Below are 24,229 nucleotides of genomic sequence, written 5' to 3'. Positions count from 1 at the left end.
TACCAGCAGATGCAAAGAATAAAGGGAAGAGCTGGAGACCGTTCCTGCTCTTCTGTTGCTAGACGATCTCCAGTGCAGTATGACGGCCCTCACGGGTTCCAACAGCACGCATCAAGGTTCGCATAGCCTTTGCGACACGCCCCTGACGCCCGATCACTTTTCCAAAGTCTTCCTGCGCCACGTGCAACTCAAGGACTACAGCATTACGGTCGTTGCGAATCTCACGTACCTGAACCGCCGAGGGATCATCCACCAACGACTGAGCCACATACTCAATCAGCTTACGCATAGTCTCTATCCTATATCAGACACTAGGCTTCAGCAGCAGTCTTCTTTGCAGCCTTTTCCTGAAGGAAACGGTCCAGAATACCGGCACGCTTCAGCAAGGACTCGACGGAGTCTGTTGGCTGAGCGCCGTTGTTCAACCAGCGCAGGGCCTTCTCCTCGTCAATGACGATCTTGGAGGGCTCAACGCGGGGATTGTACCAGCCAATATTCTCAATAATACGGCCATCGCGCGGAGAACGTGCGTCGGCAACCACAACACGATAGCTAGGGGCTTTCTTCATGCCCGTGCGTTTCAATCGAATTTTAACAGCCATGCTAGTGTACTTCTCACCTCTTCCCCATTTCAGGGATTTACTCTCTAGACTTTCTCGTCTGCCGTGTTCGGTGCAGCACCAGTAACAAAGCGGCGCTCAATCTCCCTGAACTTCGGCTAGACTAGAATAGCATGCGACAATCAAAATGTCAACGCTCGTTCAAAGGGGCCTGCTCGATTCTCGCAAGCCCATCCGTGCCATCGTCACGTAACCCGATCCTCTCGGTAGGCGGCATAGCAAAGCCGATGTATCCTTTTTGCAGTACTTGCGGCTTGCTTCTATACGATGTACACTCCAATCGTTATTATAAATATATCGGAGAAGACATAAACTGGACGACGTCTGTCCATCGGCGCTGCTGCCAACAAAACACCAGAAGGTATCATCACAAAAAATCATCAAGAGGTTTCACCATTATGCGCCGTACAAAAATTGTCTGTACAATCGGTCCGGCGACCAGCAGTGGAGAGCGCCTGGAGCAGCTAATACGAGCAGGAATGAATGTTGCCCGCTTGAACTTTTCTCATGGCACCCAGGAGGAACATGCCCAGGTCATAGAACACATCCGCTCCATTTCCGCACGGCTTGGCCGCTCTATCGCTCTATTACAGGATCTGCAAGGCCCCAAAATTCGGACCGGGAGGCTGCAAGGGAAGCAGCCAGTTCAGCTTGTGGAAGGTGAATTTATCACCATTACCACCCGCGATATCATTGGCAACGCAGAGAGGGTTTCTACCACGTATAAACAGCTTCCTCAGGATGTCAAGCCCGGTGATCGCATCCTGCTTGATGATGGACTGATGGAGCTATGTGTGATCGAAAAGAGCGACGAAGATATTCGTTGTCAGATCATTCACGGAGGTTTTTTAAAGGAACATAAAGGCATTAACCTGCCCGGTGTTGCGGTAAGTGCCCCGGCTCTGACCGAGAAAGACCGCGCTGACCTGCGGTTTGGCATCTCGCAGGGCGTCGACTATGTGGCCCTCAGTTTTGTCCGTAGACCAGAAGACGTTCTGGAGGCCCGCCAGCTCATTAAGCAGTATCAGGAAGAGCTCAACCGCACCGATCAGGCCGAGCCGCCCTTAATTGTCAAGCTGGAAAAGCCGGAGGCCGTAGCCCGGCTGGATGAGATTCTTGAGGTAGCAGACGGCGTTATGGTTGCTCGTGGAGACCTCGGCGTTGAGATGTCTCCTGAGAAGGTGCCCCTGCTTCAGAAGCACATCATCGAGAAATGTAATGACCTCGGCTTGCCAGTCATCACCGCAACCCAGATGCTTGAATCGATGGTCACCAACCCACGACCGACTCGTGCAGAAGTCAACGACGTTGCAAACGCGATTATTGATGGCACCGATGCCGTCATGTTGAGCGCCGAAACAGCCAGCGGTGCATATCCCATTGAAGCTGTCAAAATGATGGTGCGGATCGCCCTTGAGACCGAAGCAGGCGACAGAACAGCGCGCCTCCCCCAATGTCAGCGTCTCACTCAGGAGCATGCAGTCAGCCATGCCGCACGGGCACTCTCCGAAGAAGTCAGCGTTAAGGCAATCGTCGTCTTTACGCGCTCTGGCGCGACCGCACAGTTGATCTCAAAAGATCGTCCCCGCCGCCCGATCATTGCCTATACCCCGAATGAACATGTCTACCGCCAGCTTGCCCTCTGGTGGGGAGTCTGGCCGTACCACATTGGCATGCACGGTTCAACCGAAGCTCTGGTCGACGAAGTCAGTCAGCGCCTGCTTGACGATCGCCTTGTAGAGGACGGCGACAACGTTGTGATTATGGGGGGGTTCCCGATTGCCAGCCGCGCCCGTACCAACTTCGTCAAACTTCATCAAGTGGAAAAAGTGCCCCAGGAATAAAACTCTATAGCAAAAGAAGAGCATGGGTTACAGGAATCCATGCCCTTCTTCTTCTCAGCGACTAATCGATCCGTCTCAAAAAGTCGCGAGTTCGCTCGTTTTGCGGGTTTCCGAAGATCTGCTCAGGGGGTCCTTCTTCCACAATCTGCGCTTTATCCATGAAGATAACATGGTCCGCAACCTCACGAGCAAAGTGCATCTCATGGGTAACTACCACCATCGTCATACCCTCTTCAGCGAGCTGACGCATCACCTTCAAGACTTCGCCAACCAGCTCAGGATCAAGCGCGGAAGTCGCCTCATCAAACAACATCAATTTGGGCTTCATTGCAAGAGCCCGGGCAATCGCAACGCGCTGCTGCTGTCCGCCAGAAAGCTGGCGCGGATAGGCATTTGCTTTGTCCGCCAGACCGACCTTCTCCAGATTGGCAAGAGCTCGTTCCCGCACCACATTTCGCGGCTCATGCAGCACATAGATCGGCGCTTCCATCACATTTTCAAGTGCCGTCTTGTGGCTGAACAGGTTAAAGCGCTGGAAGACAAAACCGATTTGAGAACGCATCCGGGCAATATTTGCCTCGGAATCCTCAAGCAGTTTGCCATTGACCTCGCGATACCCGACCAGTTGCCCATCAACATAAATACGGCCACTATCGATCTTTTCCAGATGGTTGATGCAGCGTAACAGCGTCGTTTTACCCGAGCCACTGGGACCGATAATCACAACGACCTGTCCCCGCTTTACCTGAAAATGAATACCATTCAGTACGGTGAGATGACCGAAGCGCTTGACTATGCCTTCGCCTCGCACCATTTCGTTTGCTTCCTGTTGTCCTACCATACGTGCCTCTTCCTCCTAGTGTCCAGCAGACGGCTCAAAACCAAGCACACGTGATGTCCAGTTTTTCTGGGCTGCTTTCGCCTTGCGCTCAGGATCAAGACGACGCTCAATCCAGCTCTGCACAAAGGTCCACACCGTCGTCATAAGCAGGTAGTATACCGAGGACACGATTAAGAGTTCAAAGACCGAAAAGCTATGGGCTCCATATTCGCGTGCGGCCTGCGTAAGCTCAATGACTCCGATGACAGAAGCAATCGAGGTCGTCTTCAACATGTTATTGAATTCATTGCCCAGTGGGGGAATAATAAAGCGAATCGCCTGCGGAATCACAATCCGACGCATTGCCAATCCATAGCGCATACCAAGCGCCTTCGCAGCCTCCATCTGTCCCTCATCAACCGAAGAGATACCGGCCCGGATGATTTCGGCCATATAGGCGGCCTCGTTCAGCGAGAAGGAAAGCAGGATACACATCTCAGGTGAGAGCGTCAACCCGAACTTGGTGGGTCCGAGCCACAAAAGATAGACCTGAATCAGCAAGGGAGTCCCGCGAAAGAGCCAGATATACACGCTGGCGATCCAGTTCAGAAACCTCAGCCGCCTCGCCATCTGCATTAAGGCCAGAAAGAGCCCGAGCACAACCCCCAATACCTGAGCAACAACAGCAATCCAGAGCGTCATCCAGGCAGCTTTGATAAAAAGAAAGGAGAAGAGGTACTGCCCTACTAAATCCCAACGAAACACGCGTTCATCCTCCTGAAAAAAGATCCTGACTTCTTCAGAAAAGAAGCCAGGATATCCCATATACTACGCAAGCTGTCGGCGCTGTTCAACGTCCGATACTTTCTGTACCGGATTCAAGCCCCATTGCTCAAAGAGCTTGTCATAAGTGCCATTCTTTTTAAGCATATCCAGACCCGACTTGATCGCATCGTACATTTCCTTGTCGCCTTTGCGCACCGCGATACCCTCAACGGCCTGCTCAATAATCTGCCCGGCGACCTCAAACTGTCCCGGGTTCTGTTTCAGATAGTAGTCCGTAACCGGTGAATCCTGGAAGGTCGCGTCAACGCGCTTGTCGACCAGCAACTGAATCACATCGGTTTGATCTTTCAATGAAGTGACCTGAACCTGCTTACTGGCGCATTCCTTCTTATTCAACTCGCTCAATGTATCGGCTTCAACGGTTCCGTTCTGAACTCCAACTTTTTTCCCGCACAGATCATTGACACCGCCAATTTTCAATGGATTCCCTTTCTGTACCAGCAGTGACTGACCGGCATTAAAATAGGGGATGAGGTCAGCTTTCATCTTGCGATCGTCATTGATGGTCAGAGCGGAAATGACAACATCATAACGTTTGGCACTCAGATCGTCGAGAATGATGTCAAAGTTTGCTTTTTTCACCTCGACCTTGAGGCCCATCAACTTGGCAATCTCGGTAATCAGGTCAATATCAAAGCCTGTTGCCTTGTTTTGAGCAGGGTCGAAAAATTCCTGTGGCGGGTAGGTTGTATCGCTGCCCACAGTCAACGTTCCTGCCTGGATCAGCCCTTTGGGGGCAGGAATAACGGCTTTGTCCGGTGTAGCATCATTGCTGGTATCGCCACCACAGGCGGTTAAAAGAAGGGTAAGAACGACAAATACTCCCAAAAAAGAGGAGGAGAAAGAGACATGCCAGGGGCGACGTCTACGTAAAAGAGAATCCATGAACAACCCTCCTATGGTGTTATAGATCATCAATAAAATAGATAACCGTAGTTTAACACAGGTTGGCCTGTATGCACAGATGAGAGATGTGAGGTGGTATATAATATATGAATATAAAAGCCAGTATCTCTCAAAGCCAAAAAAGATTCACCCGCCCTTCGGTCCCCCATTCCGTCCATTCCAGCATAGCAACACTGAAGCCTTGATGATGATTTTGTATTTCTTTTATACATGCCTGTCTTCTATAAATACCTTCAGTAATACATGGTCATCTATTGTCTTTTCCCTCCCAGAACAGAACAGATGAACGCAGGGTATACTTCCTGTAGGAAGTGTTTGACATTACATCGTCAATGCTTTATCCTGATGAGGTAGCAAGGCACTCCGTTGACTATCTGAAGTAGATACAAACAGTGCCAACAGAGCATTCTTCCAACGGTGGGGAAGCAGAAAAGTTCAAGGTTGAGCGAGTTGTGTCTGTAGCAGAGGAGAAGATTAGCGAATGACCACTCAACAAAAAAAAGAGATACCTGTTCCACAAGTAGAAAAGCGTCAACCCATCCCGAAGCAAAACCTACGTGTTCCCGGCCCGACCCCTATTCCACCAGAAGCAAGTGAGGCACAGACTGCCCCTATGATTAACCATCGTGGCCCCGAGTTTTCCGCCATGATGAAGCGCATCACCTTGCGGCTGCAATACTTCTTCCAGACCGAAGCGCTGGTCATGACCTATCCAGCATCGGGCACAGGCGGCCAGGAATGTGCGATTGTCAATGTGTTCTCTCCAGGGGATCATGTGGTCTCGATCACCATTGGTAACTTCGGAAATCGCATGGCAAAAATTGCCGAGGCCTACGGGCTACAGGTGACACGGCTTGAATATCCGTGGGGCGAAGCGGCGGAACCGGCAAGTGTTGAGAAGCGCTTGCAAGAGGTCGCACCGTATAAGGGTGTCTTGCTTACCCATAATGAGACATCCACCGGTGTCACCAATGATATTGAGACGCTGGCACGCATAATTCGCAAACATAATCCCGATGCGCTCATTATCGTTGATGCAGTCAGTTCGCTGGCCTGTGTGCCCCTCGAAATGGACGCCTGGGACCTTGATGTTGTCTTTACCGGCTCTCAGAAAGGCTGGATGGTTCCCCCTGGCCTGATGATGATCGCAGCCAGTCCTCGCGCCTGGGAGGCTTATAAAACCGCAAAGCTCCCACGCTTCTATTTTGACTGGGAAATGACCCGCAAATCGCTGCAAAGCAAATGGCAACATCCGACGACACCTCCTCTCTCTGTTCTCTACGCACTGGATGTCACGCTCGAAATGATGCTTGAAGAAGGCCGTCAGGCTATCTTTGACCGCCATCAGCGAGCAGGCGAATATGTGCGTAATCGAGCCAAAGCGCTCGGACTCGACCTGCTGGCAGATCATCAATATGCTTCCAACACGGTGACCGCAATCAAAGTGCCAGAGGGCATTGATCTGAAGGTAATGCTCAAGAAGCTCCGTGAAGAGGAGAAGACCGTCTTTGCCGGTGGTCAGGGACAACTGGACGGAAAGATCTTCCGCATCGGACACCTCGGCTATTTTACAGAGGCCGATCTGCAAAGCGCCGTCGATAACCTTGAACACGTTCTTCATGATCTCGGATATAAGGGCTAAGGAGAGGAACCATGCAACAAGCAGAGCAAGCAGTCAAGGTCCTTATTACCGATAAAGTCGCTCGCGAAGGTATCGCCCTGTTACAGGAACAGCTTCCCACAGCGCAGATCGATGAGCGGCGTGGTCTCTCAAAGGAACAACTTCAGGCCATCATCGGAGACTATCATGCGTTAATTGTCCGCAGCGAAACCCAGGTTACAGCCGACATTCTGACAGAAGGCAAAAATCTCAGGATCGTTGGGCGTGCAGGTGTGGGTGTTGATAACATCGATACAGAAGCCGCGACCCGTCTGGGCATTATTGTGGTCAATTCTCCAACAGGAAACATCATCGCAGCAGCAGAGCATTCCATTGCTATGCTGATGTCTCTTGCCCGGCATATTCCCGCCGCGAACGCCAGTACCAAAGCAGGCAAGTGGGAAAAGAGTCGCTTCCTCGGCGTGGAGGTCAGAAATAAGGTACTTGGCGTGATCGGTCTGGGCAAGGTTGGCATGGCCGTTGCTCGCCGTGCACAAGGTTTGGAGATGCAAATTGTTGCCTATGATCCCTTTGTCTCACCAGAACATGCGCAAAAGAGCGGCATTGAGATGCTTGACCTCGACGAACTGTTGCGCCGCTCCGACTTTGTGACCATCCACACCTCGCTGACCAGTGGTCCAAGCGGCACCCGTGGCCTGATTGCTGAGCGCGAACTGAGTCTGATGAAGCCCACAGCTCGTCTGATTAACTGCGCGCGTGGAGGTATCGTCAACGAAGAAGATTTGCTCAAGGCCCTGAACGAGAATCGTCTGGCTGGCGCTGCCCTGGATGTATTCAGTCAGGAGCCTATTCGCGACAATGACGTGCTCAAACAGCTCGTGGCCCATGAGCGCGTCATTGCCACTCCTCACCTGGGAGCCTCCACAGAAGAGGCGCAGGTCAGCGTCGCGGTCGATGTCGCCGAACAGGTTGTCTCGGTGCTGAAGGGCGGCTTCCCTCGCGCTGCCGTCAATGCGCCTATGATTCTTCCTGAAACGATGAAGGTGCTGCAACCCTATATGACGCTGCTGGAGAAAATGGGCAGTCTCTATACGCAGCTTCAGCCCGGACCACTCACCAAGATCGAATTGATCTACAACGGTGAGATTGCTAGCTATGACCTGCGACCACTCCAGGCCGCCCTGATCAAGGGACTGCTCGAACCCATTTCCGAGGTCCACGTGAACCAGATCAATGCGCAGGTGATCGCGAAAGAATGGGGTCTGGAAATTATCGAGCAGAAATCAACGACTCCTGCTGAGTTCGCCAATCAGGTGACGCTACGCGTGCTGAACGCCAACGGCTACACCTCCTCGTTCGCGGGTAAGCCGGGCTCCGGAGATGAGCACGTGGAGACGCTGAGCGGAACCGTGATGCATGATGAGCCGCGTATTGTTCGCGTCGGACGCTACTGGACAGATTTCGCTCCGGAAGGACGCATTCTCTTCTGTCGAAACCTGGACCAGCCGGGCATGATCGGACGCGTTGGTATGGTGCTCGGAAAAGCTGCCGTCAATATCAGACACATGGACGTCGGCCCAAGTCAGCGCAAGCAACAAGTAAAGGGCACGCACGATACCGCGTTGATGGTCATATCGGTTGATAATGATATTCCCGAATGGGCGCTGCACGAAATCGGCGAAACAGGTGATATCTTCGGCGTGACCGTTGTGCATCTTTAGAGGCAAAGAGGCGCAGCCAGTTCTTGTTCTGCGCCTCTACCCCTTCTTCTCTGGCTGTACCCGCGATTTCAACCGTTTCTTGAGCAGCGACGAGAGCACGAAATAGCCCACCATAAGCACAAGGAGCAGAAGCACGACAGGAATGGTATACTTCTGCATCAACGTAACAGCCAGTTCCCAACGATTCCCCAGATACCAGCCAATCCCCAAAAGCGCCACACACCAGAGCAGCGAGCCAGCCGAGGCGCTTATCAGGAAAAGCGGGAATGGTGTACGTGTGATCCCCGCCGGGAAGCAAGCAAATGGCCGCAAATAAGGCGTCATGCGTGAGAGAAAGATCATCCAGATACCCGAACGCTGAAACCAACCTTCGGCAAGGGCAATCTTTTTTTCATCGATATGCAGTAGCCCCGCCAGCCGCAAAAGCACCTTTCGCCCGCCGTAAAAGCCAATAATATAGGCACTACAGGCCCCGGCAACGCTCCCACCAAACGCAGCCCCTCCCAGAATCCAGATGTTCAGGTATCCCAACGAGGCAAGCGCCCCCGTAAATAGCAGCAACGTGTTATTCATTACCGGAATGCCCGAGCTCTCCATGAGCAGCATAATGGCAACTATAAGATAGATCCAGAAGGGGTGAATCTGCACAAATAAATCTGTCATCTCTTTGAGAACATTCACAAACAGTTTGCCTCCCCTCAGCCTTCAAAAAAAATGACCCTCTTGACCTAAGACGAATCGAGCAATCACAGGGTAGCATCTCTCCCCCTACAGTCCCGAGCAGACGTCCTCAACTGATGTCAGCGCAAGCAGAGTGTAGTACAATACGCAAGAACAGGTATATTCCATTCATAATAACTTCGTCGCCAGGCGACCTCTAATGGCCTACACCCGCCATTGTTGTGCAGCAGCAAAACACTCGATATAGAAAGGGACAATGCAGTATCTATGGGAAATGCAACCTCACTTGAGCGTGACCTGAAGCCCGTAAAGCCCCTGACGCGGCGGCAAGCCATGTACTCTTTTATCCTCCTGCTCATCATCAACATATTAAACTATACAGACAGAGCAATCCTACCGGTTGTACAAACGCAGATTAAAACCGAATTCCATCTGAGCGATACAGAACTTGGCTGGTTGATCTCCTCATTTCTACTGGTCTATGGAATCGCAACACTGCCCCTGGGAATCTGGGCAGACTATGGCAAACGAAAAAATATTATAGCGCTCTGCGTTGCGATCTGGAGCGTTGCTACAACGGTAGCAGGATTTACCTTCAACTTCATTCAATTGTTCCTTGCCCGGTCGGTTTTGGGGATCGGAGAAGCGGGCTATGCACCAGCCTCACTCTCCATGATCGGTGACTCCTTCCCTAAGGATGTGCGTGGCAGAATGCTTTCTATCTGGTCCATCGGGAACGTTGTTGGAACTGCGATCGGTATGCTCTTAGGCGGAGTTGTCGCCCTTCAGCTTGGCTGGCGCTGGGCCTTCTACCTTGTCGGGCTCCCCGGTTTGATCGTCGCTTTTCTCATCTGGCGGGCAGCCGAGCCACAGCGCGGCGCGTTTGATAACGCCGAAGAAGGGGAAATAGAGAGTAGCGCTGCTGCCGGCCACGGAGGACTAAACAAGAACTTCCTGCAAGATGCTGCACGCATTTTCCGTATTCCCACCTACTGGATCTTGCTCGGGGCATTTATTGCCAGCTTCTTTATTGTTGGCGCGGCCCAGGGATGGATCACAACCTACATCATACGAGACTTCAAGCTGACGGAGGCGCAGGCAGGAGCGGTTTCCGGCGGAACGCTGGCGGTCGGCAGTATTGTCGGGACACTGCTTGGCGGTTGGATTGGTGACTACCTGCATCGGCGCTTTCCCCAGGGACGCCTGTTGATCTCGACCATCGCATTTCTACTCGGTGCGCCGCTCACCTTCTTTGCTCTAGGCACTCACGCTCTGGTCCCATTTATCTGCATTTTCGCCCTGGCTATTGTGGCACTGAGTATGTGCCTGGGGCCGCTGAATGCCGTGATTCAGGATATTATCGAACCAGAGATTCGCTCTACTGCTATCGGGCTGGCTCTCCTGATCGCGCACCTGCTTGGTGACGCTCTATCTCCCATCATTATTGGTGCGATTGCCGATAGGAGTTCGCTCGGACTCGCTCTACAGACTACCGGTCCCATCTGCTTGCTTGTTGCCGGACTTATCTGCTTGATTGGTCTGAAGACGGTAGCGGGAGATATGAAGGCGATGCAGGCTCGTCTGCAACGTAAGGGATAAAAACAAGCAAAGAGAAACGCCTGTCGAAACTGACAGGCGTTTTTTCTAGAAGAGCGGGTTACGGGACTCGAACCCGCGGTCTCAACTTTGGGAAAGTTGCGTGTTACCACTACACCAAACCCGCTTACACCCTATAGTATAGCGGGGTCTTATAGATCTGTCAAGAGCATTATCACCAAAATACAAATTCTCCTCTGCAAAATCAGCACATTTCTCTGCCTCAATGGTGAGATGCATTCCCACATGTCCCGGATCCGAACGAAGCGGCTGGCACGACGTATATATTTCAGGATATGATACAGAGAGAGATGGAGGTTTTTTTATGGGTATTTTTTCATTCCTCGCCCGGCTATTGGGCTTCCAGCGTGCAGAAAAAGGCCCGGTAGCACTGATCGATGAAGCCTATGCCACGCACACCACTCGACTGGATACCCTGCGTCGTGCGGTCACCGATATCACCATGCAACGCAAACGGCTGGAAATAATGCAGAAACAAATAAAAGACGAGAGTGACACCATCCAGCAACAGGCCCGATATGCCCTTCAGGCAGGCAAAGAAGAGCTGGCTCGACAGGCACTCTTGAGCAACGAGACCAGAATTGCTCAGCTCCATGCCCTTGAAACCCAGATCGCACAGCTTCGGGGACAGGAAGCAGACCTGCTACAGCTTGAACGGCAGCTCTCCCTGCGCCTCGATGGCCTGCGCACACAAAAAGAGATGCTCAAGGTGCAGTACAGAGTCGCGACAACACGCCTGCAAGTTCGTGAGGAAATTCAGGGAATCGCTCAGGATATGAACTCGGCGCGTCTGATGCTCGAACAGGCACAGGAGCAGGTCCGCATGCTCCGGGAGGAAGCAGATGCCCTGGCACACCCGCTTCTAGAACAGGGAGGGCAAAGAAAGTATTTGCCCGAACCAGGGACATCGCATATCGAGGCGTTGCAGCAGATCACCATCGAACAAAACGTTGAGACGCAACTTCAAGCGATGAAAGAAGAACTGCAACATAAACAAAATGAAGGGCCAACCGCTCACTAAACAGCAAGCATGTTAGCCCTTCTTCTTGGCTTTCTGCGCCTTATAATACGAACGTGGCTTAGGACGACGATCGTTGTATTCGTAGGCTGCGGGGGCCGCATCCTCCCGAGCAATGATATCCGTTTCATCACGTTCGCTCATGAGCTCCTGCAAGTCATTGTAGACATTATAGTTGTCAATGACTTCAGGCAACCGCAACATATGCCGAAGAACCTGTATCTGCGAAACACTGGTTCTATCGTGCATTGCTGGCTCAGCCTTTTTCAACAACTTCTCTACCAATGACATACTATCATCATGAGCCCCTATCCCCTCAAGGCGCTCTCGGACTACCAGCAATTGTTCATATAAGTTCATAAAAAACCTCCGCTTCTGAAGACCCCCTGCCCTCCCCGACCCGATCTCACACAACTGAGGTCAGATCAGGCTTGCGAGAACAAAGTTCTATCCGCAATAAGGCCTGGAGATCCCTGACGGCCAATGCTCCTCTAGCAATGAACAGAGACTGCTAAAGTATGGTAGCATAGAGAACTCTGCACGTCAAATCTCCATGACCGCTTTGCTTGCCTTCTCAGGGGGAATAAAGCAATCAGGGCACAACCTGCGGAAGTGCTACAAAGAACGTTGCTCCTTCACCTACGACACCGGTACTTTCTACCCAGATGCGCCCATGCATTGCCTCCACCAATTCACGGCAAAGATAAAGACCCCATCCCGCACCCCGTTGGTTCCTGGTGTGCGATCCGGGCAGACGCATAAACTTGGTGAAGAGCATTGACTGAGCCTCGGGCGCGATACCAGGCCCCCAATCACGAACCTCAATCAGAATGAAGCGTTCGGTATCAGTCGTCAGCGGTTTCTGCTTGATCTGTGTCAATCGGTGTTGCAACACCGATACCTCGATACTTTGCGCTCGCAACATGATCTTCGCCGGGGCAGGAGCATACTTGAGCGCATTCCCAACGAGGTTGAGCAATACCTGTCGAAGTCGCAGGTCATCAACCCAGACCATCAAATCAGGGGGAACCTGAACCTCTACGCATCGCTGTTCACGAGCAATCGATGGTTCCAGAATCTCTAGAATGACGCGCACCGCATCCAGCACTGGCACCGCATCGTATTTCAACATCACACGATCACGGTCCTGATCAATCCTGCTGGTATCCATCACATTGCTTAACAGCAGAATCAGCTCTTCGCTCGCCCGACGCGCATTGACAATAAAACGCTCTTTTCGCGCCTCGTCCAGCGAGGCACCATGTACCGATAGGAGTTCAAGATAGCCCTGAATTGCGGTGATAGGTGTGCGAAGCTCATGCGAAGCTGTCATCAAGAACTGGTTCTTCATCTGTTCCGACTCCTGAGCTTGCTGGACAGCCTCTCGCAACTCGGTATAGAGCCGGGCATTCATGATCGCGATACCAGCCTGCACGCCAATCTCACGCAAGATCGCAAGGTGGCGTTCCGTATACGCATGGGGAATATAACACTGTACCGAAAGCAGGCCAATCACCTCTTCACCATAATGAATCGGCACAAACAGCATCGACTCGGAGGGACGCTGATTGCCAATCAAAACAGTACTGGTTGCGTAGGCTTCATGCAAAAAGTGATTCAACTCGTGAAAGGTCGAAAAGAGATAACCTTCGTTTTTCTGAAGCAACCCTTCTACCCAATGTGGTCGCGATGCCAGCGTCACAGGAGCATAGGAAATACCCTCATCAACCAGGTAATCAACTATCACCTCTCTGCTTGCTTGATGATAGCGAGCGATAAAGAAGGCATCAACTGGCATCATACGGCATACCTGCGCATAAATCGTGCGGTACACCGAATGGGTATCATGCAGAGCATCAGGGGCAAAGAGCGAGCGGCTGATCTCAATCAAGGCGGCCCGTTCCTCGCTGCTCTGGCGTGCCTCGTCATACAAACGCGCCCCCTCTATCACCACCGCAACCTGATTGGCAAACAGCTCCAGAAGCTCTACCAGTTCAAGCGTCGGACGACGTCCATCAAGTGGGGAATCTGGAGTCAAAAAACCAAGCAGTGAATCATCGGCACGTCGCAGAGGCACAATCATCAAATCAAGCGGCTTCCACTCTTCGGGGATACTTTCTGTCTCCACGACGCCGATCAATGGCAGGACATCTTCTTCCTGCCCATAGACCTCGCCTATCACAAAATGACGAGCAACCTCATCATCTAACCAGAGAGGCGATTCTTCTGGCACAAAATACGAACGGCTGACCAGATACTCTGGCTGCATTAAGCGTGAGAGAATCGCCTCAGGGACAGGATGTTGCTGTAGATAGATGATGTCTTCCTGATCAATACCCTCAGAAACAGCACGAACGCGATAGAAACCGCTTCCATCAAAGAGATAGAGCGCACAATAGCGGAAGCGAAGCGCCTCACAGGTTGCCGTAGCAACACGCGTAATTAGCGTGTCCACATCCATATGCAGACGCAGCGAGCCACCGATCTCAGTTATATATTTAAGTATTTCCCTGTATGACGTGGCAGGAGTACTGCCCGGCAGCTCCTGTACCTTGCTCGGGGACTGTTCCTCAGAAAGCTCATGCTGGCTCACTCGCCCCACCTCGTTTATTTCCGTTATAAGACGATTATACCATACTTCATCCTAAAAGTGCAGAACTACTCATTTACAGGCTCAACGAAAACCAGATTGGTATGAAAGGTACTACCACCGTTGAAATCAGCCAGGCGATCAGGCGTCGTCCAGTTCACATTCTGCCCATCGGGGCTGAAACGCGGCCACCAGACCGTTGTAGTTGCCAGCACACCTTCTCGCACATCTTCAGTTACCTCGGCAACCAACCGACACCAGCCGCGTTCATTCGAGAGGCGCACATATTGACCACTGCGAATATTGCGCACTTCAGCATCAACTGGATGAATACGCAGCGTTGGCGTTCCCTCTTTCTGTCTCAGGATCTCCTGATTGGCAAACGTCGAACTGATAAAATGGTGCGCGGCAGGGCTGAGCAGCGGCAAGGGGCCATTGACAGTCACTGCCTGCTTTCCAACATTCGACTCAGCATCTGGTACCCAACCGGGCACCGGATCATAGCCCTTGCGCATTGCCTGCTCAGAGTAGAACTCAACTTTGCCCGAAGGAGTACGAAAATGGCCATCAGCAAACGGAACACGCTCAGCAGCAGGAACCGCCAGCGGAAGCGAGCCCTGTTCTTTCAGCCGTTCAAGTGTAATACCATGGAGATAGGGATTGTGAGCGGCTGTCGCTTCCAGTACCTCTTGAATAATTGTATCGGCATCAGCCTGTAACCACTCCTCTTCAAATCCCATTCCGGCAGCCAGAGCACGCATTACATCCCAGTTGCTACGCGCCTCACCAAGCGGCGCAATGGCAGGAGTGTTGTAGTTCAAGCTCAAATGTCCGTACGGCTTATGAAGATCGGTCTGTTCCAGCTGGCTGGTTGCAGGCAACACGATATCCGCATAGCGAGCGGTATCGGTCTCAAAAAGATCGTGCACTACAACAAAAAGGTCCTCACGCTGTAAGCCCTCAACGATCTTACCAGCATTGGGAGATGAGGCAACAGGGTTCGCATTATAGACATAGAGCGAATATATGGGGGGATCGGCTTCACCAGTCAGCAGTGCACCCAGGCGGTTCATATTCAACACGCGAGGCACGGGCGGGCAAGCGGGGTCATCAGCGTGGCTAAGTGCCGCTTTATTCCACTGTACCCAATCGCTGGTACTATACATCAAACCACCACCAGCAACGCCATAGTGACCAGCAACAGCGGGCAAACAGGCAAGGGTTCTTACCGTTTGGCCGCCGTTGGTATGTCGATTAATACCATCGGTCAGGCGCAACATAGCCGGGCTGGTCGTCGCATAGCGTCGGGCAAGCTCCACAATCGTCTCAACCGACAGCCCAGTGATCTGGGCCGCACGCTCTGGCGGGAATTGCAGAATACGCTCAAGCAGATGCTCCCATCCGATAGTATAGTGATCGATCCACTCCTGATGATGCAGGCCCTCCGTCACCATCACATGCATCATTGAAAGAGCCAGTGCGGCATCAGTTCCAGGAATCGGCTGAATATGCCAGTCAGCAGAACGAGCGGTAAGCGTCCGAATCGGGTCAATCACAACGATCTGAGCGCCGTTGCGTTGCGCCTGACGGAGGAAAGGCATAATATGCGGTGCGGCGCTGGCCGGGTTACTCCCCCATATCACAATAAACTTGCTGTGTACCAGATCCTCGGGAGAAGGGGCAAGACGACCGCCGACCACGAGCTGTACCGCCTCTTCAGCCGCATGTCCGCAAATCGCACGCTCAAGGCCACAGGCGCCAAGCCGATTCCAGAATCGCGTATCAGTCACCGCGCCCTGAACCAGTCCAAGCGTGCCAGCATAACTATATGGAAGGATACACTGCGCGCCCGCCCGAGCAATGATATCACGCCAGCGCTCAACGATGACCGCAATGGCCTCATCCCAGGAAATTCGCTCGAACTTTCCCTTCCCTTTTGCGCCAACCCGACGCAAGGGATAGAGCAAACGATCAGGATGATAAACTCGCTCAAGATAGCGATTGACCTTCGCGCATAACCAGCCACGGGTAACAGGATGATCGGCTCGTCCACGTACACTAACGGCTCGTCCCTGCTCATCTACCTGTGTTTCCAGTGCACAGCAATCCGGGCAATCATGCGGGCATGCCCCATACACAATGCGGAGGTTCCGTTTCTCCTCTCCAGTCGCTTTGATCATCGCTTGGTCACACTATCCTTTCTGCCAGCAGTCCTACTTCTGAGCGGTAAGCGGCTCATCTTCCCAGGCATCCATGACTGTCAACCAGTCCAGCAAGGTTTCAGACAGTTCTTGCGCTATCACCTGCCGCTGGGAGCTCCGGGGCAGGCTATGGAGAATCATTGAGCCATATTCCTTTGATATAATACGCCGATCAAAAATCACAATAGCATTTCGTCTGGTATCATTCCAGGCAAGGCGGTTCAGAGCCCGGCGCATACGCAAGGAGGCCAGAGGCACCGTTAATTGATGCAACTGATCGGAAATCAACTCGGCCCGGGCCGCCATCGGAGGATCATTCAAGACCGGCATCGGCAGTCGGGCAACGAACAGACATGCCGGGGAATGTGGCACCTCATCTGTTCCTTCCCAGAAACCACCTGCGCCGAGCAGCACCACGCGCTCCTGCTCTTTATACACCTGCCAGAGATGCCGCGGCGACCCATCAATACCCTGCCCGAGCACCAGAATACCACGGGCTTCCAGTACTGGCTTGATGGCCGCGTAGGAGCTTCGTAATGCCGCATGCGAGGTAAACAGAGCGACAACCTGCCCTTCCAGCGAGGTTGCAATTTGAATCAGTGCTTCCTCAAGCCGACGCTGATACTGCGGAGCATTCGGTTCAGGAACATCACTCGGCACCAGTAAGAGCGTTTGCTTGTGCCGCTTGCTGACAACCGAGTATGCCGGGCAACCATCCTCTAAACCCAGACGCTGCCGTGTAAAGGCAAAAGATTGCTCAACCGAAAGGGCCGCGCCAGCAAATACAGTCGCTTTCCCCTCTGTCAGTAACAGACGACGGAGAAGCTGTGACGTCTGTATTGTTTGCGCATACAAAACCGGCATCTGCTCGGCAGGGGAAGTACGATGTTGCATCTGAGAAGCGGTCGTTATATTCTGGGTCTGCCGGAGCCAGTACACATTTTCGGAGTCGGATAGCGAGAAGGCCTGCTGGCCCAGATGCTTTAATTCACGAAGCTGTGAGGCAACGCCCGCCAGCTCAGAGGCCAGCGAACTCTCTTCACCACTTCCTTTGTCACGAGCATTCCCCTGTCTCTGTCCGCCAAGCAGTCCCTTTTCTGCTTTCTGTGCCAGATCAATGACCTGCTGCAAGCGCTGCTCCGTTTGATGCCAGAGCTGAATCACATTGCTCCATGAAGGCAGATTGCTAACCTGGGAAGTCAGGCGCAAGGGTTGATCCAGACGTTCATGCAAGCGGTGCGAATGTCGGGGGCCGTCACGTCGATCCCGTCCACCTTGATGCAGGAATTCATCTGTAAGCTGCTGCAACGCGCCAAACAGGGCGTCAACAGAGCTACGCGCCTGTTTTATGGTCTGGAACCAGGACACAAGGCGGGAGTCAAGATCGGCCTTCGCGATGGTCTGCGTTCGCGAGATACCACCCGGGCCATTCTCACGCAAAGCAGGAGCCGCAAGCGCCAGCAGTCCCTGATACCGTCCGTCCGCGAGTTCAGCCCCAATCGTATTGAGTAGGCGATACAGGCGCGGATAGTCTAGCTCGACGCTACTCCAACGCGCGCATTCTTCGTCCAACAAATCGGCGTCCAGAATCATGCGTGTCGGGATCTCAGCAAGCAGCGAATGCGCCTGTGAGAGATCATCCAGCAAGCCCGCATGCGTTGTCACCACGATCTGGGCATTGCGCACGCGCTCAGCCGCGTTGCTCACAAAACAATAGCCCTTCCGGCGATACATACAACGCTGGTACATTGAGCCCGCACGCGGGTCTGCCGAAGGGATTTGTTCAATGCCTGAGGAAATGCGTTCCCAGGCTGTGACTTCCTGAGGCAACAGCGTCAATTCGCTGCGCTCACCGGTCAATGTTTGTTGCGCCCAGAGGCCCAGTTTTGCCAATCCACGCGCCTGTTCAGCAGTGAGCTCCCCACTGGTTCGTCTGAGTGCAGCGCCAAACCAGCGATGCGTGCAAAGATAGCCGCCCTTCTCGGCCCAATATGCCACCGAAAGCTTGCTTTTCAGCGCAGCCTGTATGCCAGGCAAGGTTGTCTCGATCAGGCGCCGGGCACTTTGTTGATTGGCACAGGCAACCACCAGACGACGCGGAGCTGCATCGTCCGTTTCCGACAACCACTCAAGGGCTGAAAGCAGGGCAGGAGCATAGTCATTGTTACCGACGGTTACTTCCAATAGAAAAGGCGTCTTTTGCTCAAAAGAGGTCCGCATTGCGGCATACAGCGCCTCATGGTCCATCGGGCCCTCAGCCTGACTCTCTTCCGGGATAACCTCTATATCCTTCTGAAGCTCAGTCAGTGAGGTTGTTTCGACAGGCAATAGCTCTGACGGCGACGGTTCATGCTCTTGCCGACGGGCAATCGCAAATGAGAGGATACGGGGATCCATACCAAGCTGCGAAGCGAAACGATCTCCGAGGCTACCACGCATCAGACCTCCGGCGATACCTTCGCTCTCCTGACGAAGCCGTACCTCCTGGCGGAAAAAGTGCAAAAGCGACCAGGAGCGAGGCGCATCCAGATGGGCCAGATCTTGCAATAGAGCCAGATCGACTGCCTGCAAGCGCTCATAGAGGGCCAGAAAGACCTTCATGGCAAGGACAGTATCTACCATTGCGCGATGGCGATCTACGGGGACTTGAATTCCTAGAGCGTGCGCGACCTGCCCCAGGTTATAGCTTGAAAGGGAAGGTAGCAGCACAGTTGCCAGCTCAAAGGTATCAACCAGCGGGTTTGCACGAGCTACCCCCCAACGACGCAAAAAACCCACATCGAACGGAATACTATGACCGACAATGGGATAATCGCCGATAAAGTGTTGCAGTTTCTTTGAAATGGCATCAAACGGGGGAGCGCCAACAAGCAGTTCAGGCTTAATACCGGTTAAACGCTGTACACGATAGGGGATCGAACGACCGGGAGAAACAAACGACTCGAACGTATCAAGAATATCTGAGCCCTGGAATTTGATCGCTGCAACTTCAAGGATTGCGTCTTGCTCGGTATGTAAACCTGTTGTTTCCAGGTCAAGTGCTATACGGATGGCCGACTTCTTCGCCATAATCTATATGTCCCTTATGTTCCTCTCAGTTAGTTGTATCCACTTCGCTCCTCATACATCTCGACTGTGTGAAGACGGTAACGCAGGCCAGTGTTCAAGCACAGCTTGCGCACGCCTTGCGGCCTGGCCGCGATGGCTGATTCTGTTTTTCTCTTCTGGTGTCAGTTCCGCAGCAGTCTTTCCATATGCAGGAACGAAAAATATAGGGTCATATCCAAACCCGTGAGCGCCATGTGGCTCCTCAGTAATTCTCCCTTCAAGCGCACCCTCAACACATTGAAGATAGCCGGATGGCTCCGCAATAGCGATCACACAACGGAAACGAGCAGTACGCTGCTCTGTGGGAACTCCTTGTAGCTTGTCAAAAATGATGCGGAAACGCTCTTCGTATGAGGTATTGGCTCCAGCAAAGCGAGCAGAATAGACACCAGGCGCACCGCCCATTGCATCGATTTCAAGACCGGAATCATCAGCCAGTGAGAGCAACCCCGAGGCGCGAGCATAGGTCAGCGCTTTTAACTCTGCATTTTCCCGAAAGGTAGTGCCGGTCTCCTCGACCTCCAGATCGAGCCGTACATCATGCAACGAAAGCAACTGGTACGGCAGATCGGCAAAGAGCGACCGAAACTCTTCCAATTTATGCAGATTAGTGGTTGCAATCAACAAGGGCCGCATCATCATGTCTCCCAACCAGGAAAAAAATGAAACATCGTCACCCATCTTACCATAATAGGGGTAAGTTGTCGAGATTGGGCAATATGGAACAGCAGCCAATGAGACGGACGGAGAGAAACCCAAGATCTTCTTAACAAATTCGCTAGAAAAACGCTTGACAGAGCCAGGCTGACCCGCTATAATCATAAGCGCAAGAGTGATGAGAGCTCAAGCAAGCCGGTGTAGCTCAGCGGTAGAGCAACCGCTTCGTAAGCGGTCGGCCGTCGGTTCGATTCCGACCACCGGCTTTTTTTTATGCCTATTTTCCCTCACCCACCTATTTCCCTCTCAACGCGTCATCTACGGGGGCTCTTTGTGCCACATTCGACTACTTCCCCCATTATTACCGAAATCTTACCCAAACCTTACCCCTTTTTAACCGGAGCCCTTTAAGCTAAGGACATACCAATTCAGGGAACACACACCTGACAGGGAAGAGTACCATTTATGGCAAGTCTCGTCGCTTTCTCAGTTCACTTGCTCACTCCTCCCATCTCAAACGGTTCCTAAAGAAGCTGCGCCCGGCTTCATCAGTTCAATTGGAGGATAGTCTATGGAAATTGCCCTTTTTCTTCTCGTCGCGTTGGTTGTCTGCGCGGGAGTTTTCTGGATGTGGATGCTTGTCGACTGCCTTATCAATGAAACTTTGAACGGGCGACAGAGACTCGGATGGCTGGCCCTTGTCGTATTCACCAGCATTATCGGCTCGATCATTTACTTTATCAAAGCGCGCAACATCGAAAAAGTGAAAACGTCTGACTTTGAGACAAAACCGAAAGAGCCAGCCTCAAAAGACCGCAGGGAAACAACACAGCCGGTCATGCAACCGGCCTCGGCGTAAAGCAAATCCTATTCTCTAATACGCCCCTTCCCTTTTTTCCATTCCTTCCCTTCTTACCGGACCAGAATGCGGGGTTGAGTTCCACAACTCCGCATTCATCCTTTTATTTCTGTACCCGCGCCGCCATCAGTGTCTCACAGGCAGGAAGCCAGACATGAAACTGTGATCCCTTTCCAAGCTCACTATCCACCGTAATCGTTCCACCATGACTTTCGGCAATTAAGAGAGCAATGGAGAGCCCGAGCCCTGACCCGAGCTTGCTCCGAAGCGTAGTATGTGGCGTATGAACTCCCCGAAAGTGACGCTCAAAGATATGCGGAAGATCATCGGGCGCGATTCCCGGCCCTGTATCACTGATAGTGACCTCAGCCCACTGCGTTACTGTTTCCGCCCGCTTGCGCCGCACCTCAACAGGCGCATCCTCGGTACAGCGCAACTGAAGCCGTACGCTGCCACCACAGCGCGTATAGGTCATGGCATTATCGAGAATATTGAGGAAAAGCTGACGTAATAAATCCGCGTCCCCATAGACACAGCACTGCTCTAACTCTTCAAGCTCTACATTCACCTGCTGGTTCAAGAAACGCGCCTGATGCGTCAGCTCAATCAGGAGAATATCAAGCTCCGCCTCCTGTACCTGTTGTGGAGGTTGTGGCAACACACCTACCTCTGCGCGCGCCGTTAACAGGAGGTTTCGGACCAGACGCGAAAGGCGTTCCAGCTCGGTGCGAACGGCTAGAATATCCTCTCGCACCCCTTTCCCCAGTTCTGGATTGAGCAGCAGCACATCGATCTCTCCACGAATCGAGGTGAGCGGTGTGCGGAGCTCATGCGAGACATCCGCCACGAAATTCCGCTGTAAGGAAAAACTTGCCTCAAGCCGTTCCATCATCTGATTAAACGCTTTTGTCAGCAAGCGCACTTCTGTTGTCTGCCCTTTAGAAGCGAGGCGCGTTCCCAGACCCTGGGCGCTGAGGTTGCTCATTGTTGTACTTAACACTCGTAATGGCTTGAGCTCACGCGTTGTCAGCAGGAAACTGATTGTATAAGCGATCAGAGCAGTACAAATACTGCCGACGATCAAAAAGGTAGCCAGCCAGGTTCGTACCTGCTCTACCTCCTTCAGAGATTGCCCTACCTGCGCAACCAGCACCACATGACCGTTATCATCGCGCAAAGGGATAGTGAGCATGCGCACCTGCTCGCCACCAGAGTTCCGATACGTCTTAAAAATCTCCTCCCCACGCAAAGCAGCATCAAGTTCTTGTGAGCTAGATGCCAGCCGTTCCTGTCCCAGATTGGGAGAGCGGCGCAGCGTCCTCCCGGACTCAATGTCAAATAGCTTGATATAGGTCGGATCGGACGTAAACTCGTCCCCCTGATCTGTTCGAGCCAGACGATCAAACAGATTAGAATCGAAAGGATTCCCTACTGCCAGCCAGATACTGGTTGTACTCTGAAGCCGATCTCCCTCCACAGTCAGACGTTTATCAAGATCCGACTGCAAATAATAGGTCATCAAAAGATACACACTGACCCCAAGCACAAGAAAGGCCAGCACCAGCACAACAACATTCCAGAGGATCAGCCTGCTACGCAAGGTCATCGGCTTGCGCATGCGACTGAAAAACCACATGTACATAACGTGTAGCAGGGAACGACTCCTTTCCATTCTCTTCTCTTTCTTTTTATCTCTGCACTCATACAGTACGCAGCATATACCCTATTCCCCGGACAGCATGAATCACATCGGGTTTCCCACCAGCATTCAGCTTCGACCGAAGATAATTTACATACACTTTAATCACTTCCCACCCCGCCTCACTATCATATCCCCAGACATATTCAAAGATCTGCTCTTTTGTCAGCACCTGCCCGGCATGACGAGCCAGCAGTTCCAGCAAATCATATTCGCGCTTAGTCAGAATAAGCTCTTCTCCGGCTCTCCAAGCCTGTCGGGAAGAAGGATCCAATTCCAGATCTCCAACAACAATCCGCTGTGATTGCTGATCGCGGCTCTCAGTCCTCCTCAATGCAGCACCGATCCGGGCCACCAGTTCCTCAAAAGCAAAAGGCTTGGTCATATAATCATCCGCGCCACTATTCAAGCCCGCCACTTTGTCAACCAGCTCATCTCTGGCAGTTAGCATAATGATTGGCAAATTGGTATACCCGTTGCTGCGCAAATGGCGGCAGAGCTCAAACCCACTCATATCTGGTAGCATGACATCAAGGATAATCAAGTCAGGCTTACGCTCGGAAATATGTGTCAGAGCATCCTCACCACTTCCCACGACAGAGACACCAAACCCTTTATAGGTCAGGCCTCGTCTCAAAAAATGGCCTATTTGCTGCTCATCTTCAACTATTAATATCTGTTTCATCAAAATGGCTCCAAAAAAAATGCAGGCATAGAAGATTGTAAAAAATATTCATATACAACATATACGTCCCCATTGCTGCGTTAGGGACAGGTTCCCTCACACATAAGAAGGTGGGGAGAAAGGCTATCTCCCCGGATGATAATTGGTTGTTCTGAATATGCGGCAGCCTTACAACTGGGGACAGGCAGCCCGGAACTCTGCGAGCAAGCGATCTACATCAAGAAATGACTGTTGCATCGCAGGGGGCACACTTATATTAAGCGTCAGAATGCGCTTATTAATCTCGCGAAGATCCTTTTCATACTCGACAGTCGCCCTCTCCACCCACTCGTTATACGCGGCACGCTCGCTGGCAAACGGAGCAATACGGCGATTACGCAGCGTCTTTCCCCGATGAATGACCGGAGTAATCTTTGCTTCCGCTTTCTTGCGCAGCGCACGAATTTCCTTGATCAACTCAATTTCTGCTGGAGCTGCGTTGTTCTCTTTGAGCAAATGATAGGCCATCGCCTTTTCACCAGCAAGCTCATATTCCTCATCGAGATTGAGCGGCTTGCCCGCGCCCGGTAAATTATCGAACTCGCCCTTTGACTGAGCCTCTTGAATGATCTCCTCTATGTAGTCACGCCTCATTCTTCCCCGTAGTCGTCCGGCCGATTTGCGCACGATCTCTTCATTCTGGTTCGTGGACTTTTTCTCTGCCCCTTTACGGTAGTCGATAAAATCCATAGCGGCA

At 52.4% G+C, this 24,229-nt stretch carries 20 protein-coding genes and 2 tRNA genes; 7 read left to right on the top strand and 15 right to left on the bottom strand.

Features of this window, described 5'->3' with window-relative positions; translation table 11 throughout:
• Positions 1 to 58: 58 nt before the first annotated feature.
• Together EI42_RS12820 and rpsP are read right to left on the bottom strand one after the other, a co-directional pair.
• Entirely contained in the window at positions 59 to 289 is a 231-nt protein-coding gene (locus tag EI42_RS12820; protein ID WP_111322484.1) for a KH domain-containing protein, read from the bottom strand.
• A gap of 22 nt (positions 290 to 311) precedes the next feature.
• Complete coding sequence (gene rpsP / locus EI42_RS12815; protein ID WP_111322482.1) at positions 312 to 602, bottom strand: 30S ribosomal protein S16; 291 nt, start codon at positions 600 to 602, stop codon at positions 312 to 314.
• 416 nt (positions 603 to 1,018) lie between these two features.
• On the opposite strand from rpsP, the gene pyk reads away from it, so the two are divergent.
• The gene (pyk, locus tag EI42_RS12810; RefSeq protein WP_111322480.1) at positions 1,019 to 2,464 is read left to right on the top strand and encodes a pyruvate kinase; all 1,446 of its coding nucleotides are present in this window, start codon (positions 1,019 to 1,021) and stop codon (positions 2,462 to 2,464) included.
• A 61-nt stretch (positions 2,465 to 2,525) separates the two neighbouring features.
• On the opposite strand, the gene EI42_RS12805 is transcribed toward pyk, so the two are convergent.
• The 3 genes from EI42_RS12805 to EI42_RS12795 form a co-directional block, all read right to left on the bottom strand.
• On the bottom strand, positions 2,526 to 3,305 hold the full coding sequence (locus EI42_RS12805) for an amino acid ABC transporter ATP-binding protein (protein ID WP_307722240.1): 780 nt from the start codon (positions 3,303 to 3,305) through the stop codon (positions 2,526 to 2,528).
• A 15-nt stretch (positions 3,306 to 3,320) separates the two neighbouring features.
• The gene (locus EI42_RS12800) at positions 3,321 to 4,049 is read right to left on the bottom strand and encodes an amino acid ABC transporter permease (RefSeq protein ID WP_170142582.1); all 729 of its coding nucleotides are present in this window, start codon (positions 4,047 to 4,049) and stop codon (positions 3,321 to 3,323) included.
• A gap of 63 nt (positions 4,050 to 4,112) precedes the next feature.
• Complete coding sequence (locus EI42_RS12795; protein ID WP_111322476.1) at positions 4,113 to 5,015, bottom strand: ABC transporter substrate-binding protein; 903 nt, start codon at positions 5,013 to 5,015, stop codon at positions 4,113 to 4,115.
• 502 nt (positions 5,016 to 5,517) lie between these two features.
• On the opposite strand from EI42_RS12795, the gene EI42_RS12790 reads away from it, so the two are divergent.
• Positions 5,518 to 6,678: a pyridoxal-phosphate-dependent aminotransferase family protein gene (locus EI42_RS12790; protein WP_111322474.1), complete on the top strand. Its 1,161-nt coding sequence runs from the start codon at positions 5,518 to 5,520 to the stop codon at positions 6,676 to 6,678.
• A gap of 11 nt (positions 6,679 to 6,689) precedes the next feature.
• Entirely contained in the window at positions 6,690 to 8,378 is a 1,689-nt protein-coding gene (serA, locus tag EI42_RS12785) for a phosphoglycerate dehydrogenase (protein WP_111322472.1), read from the top strand.
• Positions 8,379 to 8,414: 36 nt separating this feature from the next.
• Here the strand turns inward: serA and EI42_RS12780 are convergent, their stop codons facing one another.
• Positions 8,415 to 9,041 carry a DedA family protein gene (locus EI42_RS12780; protein ID WP_146505363.1) on the bottom strand — a complete coding sequence of 209 codons (627 nt, stop codon included), beginning with the start codon at positions 9,039 to 9,041 and terminating at the stop codon, positions 8,415 to 8,417.
• A 285-nt stretch (positions 9,042 to 9,326) separates the two neighbouring features.
• On the opposite strand from EI42_RS12780, the gene EI42_RS12775 reads away from it, so the two are divergent.
• Positions 9,327 to 10,658 (top strand): spinster family MFS transporter, encoded by a 1,332-nt coding sequence (locus EI42_RS12775; protein ID WP_111322468.1) that lies wholly within the window; start codon positions 9,327 to 9,329, stop codon positions 10,656 to 10,658.
• Between the two features lie 52 nt (positions 10,659 to 10,710).
• Here EI42_RS12775 and EI42_RS12770 read toward each other — a convergent pair.
• A tRNA-Gly gene (locus EI42_RS12770) sits at positions 10,711 to 10,782 on the bottom strand.
• 198 nt (positions 10,783 to 10,980) lie between these two features.
• On the opposite strand from EI42_RS12770, the gene EI42_RS12765 reads away from it, so the two are divergent.
• Positions 10,981 to 11,697, top strand: a complete 717-nt coding sequence (locus EI42_RS12765) for a PspA/IM30 family protein (RefSeq protein WP_170142581.1) — start codon at positions 10,981 to 10,983, stop codon at positions 11,695 to 11,697.
• A 12-nt stretch (positions 11,698 to 11,709) separates the two neighbouring features.
• On the opposite strand, the gene EI42_RS12760 is transcribed toward EI42_RS12765, so the two are convergent.
• The 5 genes from EI42_RS12760 to EI42_RS12740 all read right to left on the bottom strand — a co-directional run bounded on the left by EI42_RS12760 (position 11,710) and on the right by EI42_RS12740 (position 20,229).
• A complete protein-coding gene (locus EI42_RS12760; RefSeq protein ID WP_111322464.1) occupies positions 11,710 to 12,054 on the bottom strand; it encodes a hypothetical protein in 345 nt (114 codons plus the stop codon).
• Between the two features lie 232 nt (positions 12,055 to 12,286).
• Positions 12,287 to 14,287 carry a sensor histidine kinase gene (locus tag EI42_RS12755; RefSeq protein ID WP_137686235.1) on the bottom strand — a complete coding sequence of 667 codons (2,001 nt, stop codon included), beginning with the start codon at positions 14,285 to 14,287 and terminating at the stop codon, positions 12,287 to 12,289.
• A gap of 65 nt (positions 14,288 to 14,352) precedes the next feature.
• Entirely contained in the window at positions 14,353 to 16,464 is a 2,112-nt protein-coding gene (locus EI42_RS12750) for a molybdopterin-containing oxidoreductase family protein (RefSeq protein ID WP_111322460.1), read from the bottom strand.
• Positions 16,465 to 16,497: 33 nt separating this feature from the next.
• Positions 16,498 to 19,554 carry an exonuclease domain-containing protein gene (locus tag EI42_RS12745; RefSeq protein WP_111322458.1) on the bottom strand — a complete coding sequence of 1,019 codons (3,057 nt, stop codon included), beginning with the start codon at positions 19,552 to 19,554 and terminating at the stop codon, positions 16,498 to 16,500.
• Positions 19,555 to 19,605: 51 nt separating this feature from the next.
• Complete coding sequence (locus EI42_RS12740) at positions 19,606 to 20,229, bottom strand: XTP/dITP diphosphatase (protein WP_111322456.1); 624 nt, start codon at positions 20,227 to 20,229, stop codon at positions 19,606 to 19,608.
• Between the two features lie 215 nt (positions 20,230 to 20,444).
• On the opposite strand from EI42_RS12740, the gene EI42_RS12735 reads away from it, so the two are divergent.
• Both EI42_RS12735 and EI42_RS12730 read left to right on the top strand, forming a co-directional pair.
• Positions 20,445 to 20,516 (top strand) — tRNA-Thr (locus EI42_RS12735).
• Between the two features lie 305 nt (positions 20,517 to 20,821).
• Entirely contained in the window at positions 20,822 to 21,109 is a 288-nt protein-coding gene (locus EI42_RS12730; RefSeq protein WP_111322454.1) for a PLDc N-terminal domain-containing protein, read from the top strand.
• 103 nt (positions 21,110 to 21,212) lie between these two features.
• On the opposite strand, the gene EI42_RS12725 is transcribed toward EI42_RS12730, so the two are convergent.
• The 3 genes from EI42_RS12725 to EI42_RS12715 all read right to left on the bottom strand — a co-directional run bounded on the left by EI42_RS12725 (position 21,213) and on the right by EI42_RS12715 (position 24,222).
• On the bottom strand, positions 21,213 to 22,751 hold the full coding sequence (locus EI42_RS12725) for a sensor histidine kinase (protein WP_211326148.1): 1,539 nt from the start codon (positions 22,749 to 22,751) through the stop codon (positions 21,213 to 21,215).
• Positions 22,752 to 22,809: 58 nt separating this feature from the next.
• Positions 22,810 to 23,493, bottom strand: coding sequence for a response regulator transcription factor (locus tag EI42_RS12720; protein ID WP_111322450.1), 684 nt, complete (start codon positions 23,491 to 23,493; stop codon positions 22,810 to 22,812).
• 168 nt (positions 23,494 to 23,661) lie between these two features.
• Positions 23,662 to 24,222, bottom strand: coding sequence for a DnaJ family domain-containing protein (locus tag EI42_RS12715; protein ID WP_111322448.1), 561 nt, complete (start codon positions 24,220 to 24,222; stop codon positions 23,662 to 23,664).
• Between the last annotated feature and the right edge of the window lie 7 nt (positions 24,223 to 24,229).

Origin of the sequence: Thermosporothrix hazakensis, from assembly GCF_003253565.1 — a bacterium.
Classification (GTDB): Bacteria; Chloroflexota; Ktedonobacteria; order Ktedonobacterales; family Ktedonobacteraceae; genus Thermosporothrix; species Thermosporothrix hazakensis.
This window is presented reverse-complemented; position numbering and strand designations above follow the sequence as displayed.